1 protein-coding gene and 1 pseudogene are annotated in these 1,744 nt (G+C 75.3%); both read right to left on the reverse strand.

Annotated elements, in window-relative coordinates:
• A pseudogene (locus I5E_RS17485) lies at positions 1 to 842 on the reverse strand (S9 family peptidase); the annotation flags it as partial.
• 60 nt (positions 843 to 902) lie between these two features.
• Positions 903 to 1,661: a patatin-like phospholipase family protein gene (locus I5E_RS22080; protein WP_049973545.1), complete on the reverse strand. Its 759-nt coding sequence runs from the start codon at positions 1,659 to 1,661 to the stop codon at positions 903 to 905.
• Between the last annotated feature and the right edge of the window lie 83 nt (positions 1,662 to 1,744).

Below are 1,744 nucleotides of genomic sequence, written 5' to 3' on the forward strand. Positions count from 1 at the left end.
TCGAACGCGACGATCGTCGAGCGCGAGCCGCGCGCTTCTGCAACGCCGACCGTGGCGACGACCGTCGAGCCGTCCGGGGTGACGGCTCCGGCGACGTGCTCGAGCGAGCGGCCCGGGGCGGGCGTGACGTCGGAGAGCGCCGGGAGGTGCGCCGGGTACGCGTCGGCGGCGGCATCGACGCCGGCGTCCGTGCCGTCCTCGGTCGTGTTCGTCGACACGTCGCGGGTGGTCGATGCCTCGGTCAGGGTGGCGAGGTCGAGCGTGAGGACGTGCGTCTCGTCGGGGCCGAGGTCGTGGTCCCAGAAGCGCACCGGGTACGTCTCGTGCAGGATCGCCCGCACATTCCGGTCCTTCCGCCGCCCACGGAGCGCGGCATCGGCCGCGACGACACCCGTGCGGTCCGTGCCGGCACCCGGCAGGAGCCCCGCGGTCACGGCGACGGTGTCCGCCTGCGACGCGGCGCCGAGGACCCCACCGATCCCGCCCGCGAGCTTCGTGACCGGTCGCGCCTCGCCACCACCGGCCGGCAGGACCCAGAGCTGCGCGGCGTCGCTGTCCTCGTCGCCGTCGCCGTCGGGGCGTCCGGACACGAACAGCAGGTCGCCGGTGCGGGTGAACGACACCCCACCCTCACCCTTGGCCGAGCGCGTCAGCCGGACCGGAGCGGCCGACTCGTCGGTCACCGCCGCGGGGACCGCCCAGACCGACCGCCGGTACCCCGTGCCGTCGGCGTCGAGGACGCTGACGGTCAGGGCGACCCGCGAGCCGTCCGGACTCAGGGCGATCCCGTCCACGCGGGGGAGGGCGGTGTACTGGTCGAGGTCCGAGAACGGCGTCGTCATGCACCCACGCTAGCGGCGCTCCCCGCCGCGGCGGCGGTCACCGGCCGGTCTGTGGAGAACTCACGCCCAGAACGCGGCGATGCCCTCGGCGACGGCGGTGCCCTGCGTGCGCCCGGCGTCGGCCGCGGGCGCCTGCGTGGACAGCGAGAGGGAGTTCGTGCCGAAGGCCTGCTGCGAGGTGCTGTCCGCGATGACGACCTCGACCGAGCTGCCGGCCGCCCGGAGCCCCTCGACCGCGACGTCGAGCCACGGCCCGAGCGGCGACGGCCCCTCGGGACCGCAGGCGACGACGAGGACGCGTTCGTACCCGGCGGCGACGTCCGCGTTCGTGGCCGATCGCATCCCGCCGTCGACGTAGGGGCGCCCCTCGATCGTGACCGGCGACCAGACGAGCGGCACCGAGCAGCTGGCGGCCACCGCGCGCGCGAGCGGCACGCCGTCCGCCGCGGTGAGCACGCGGAAGGTGCCGTCGGTCGCGTCGATCGCGGTGACGGCGAGGGGCTTCGGCGGCCACTCGGTCGACGGCAGGGTCTCGGCGAAGGTCGCAGCGCGCTGGTCGTCGGTCTGGCCGGTCGTCGTGCGCTGGGCGAGCCGGCCGAGCCGGGCACGGGCGTCCTGGTCGGAGGTGGCGCCGTCGAGCACGGCGCCGATCCGCTGCTGGAAGTCGTCGCCGTCGATCGGGACGGGCTCCTCGTAGGTCGTCGGGACGGCGGCGTGCTGCTGGTCGTACGCCTGCTGGACGGCGCCGGCGCGGACGAAGGTCCCGACGACGCTGCCCGCGCTCGACCCGACGACGAGGTTCGCTGCGTCGAGGTCCACCCGGCGTCCTGCAGGGCCGACAGCACCCCGAGTTCCCACGCGATGCCGGCGACGCCACACCGCCGAGGACAATGCTCTGGTTC

Source organism: Curtobacterium sp. B18 (assembly GCF_000333375.1).
GTDB lineage: Bacteria > Actinomycetota > Actinomycetes > Actinomycetales > Microbacteriaceae > Curtobacterium.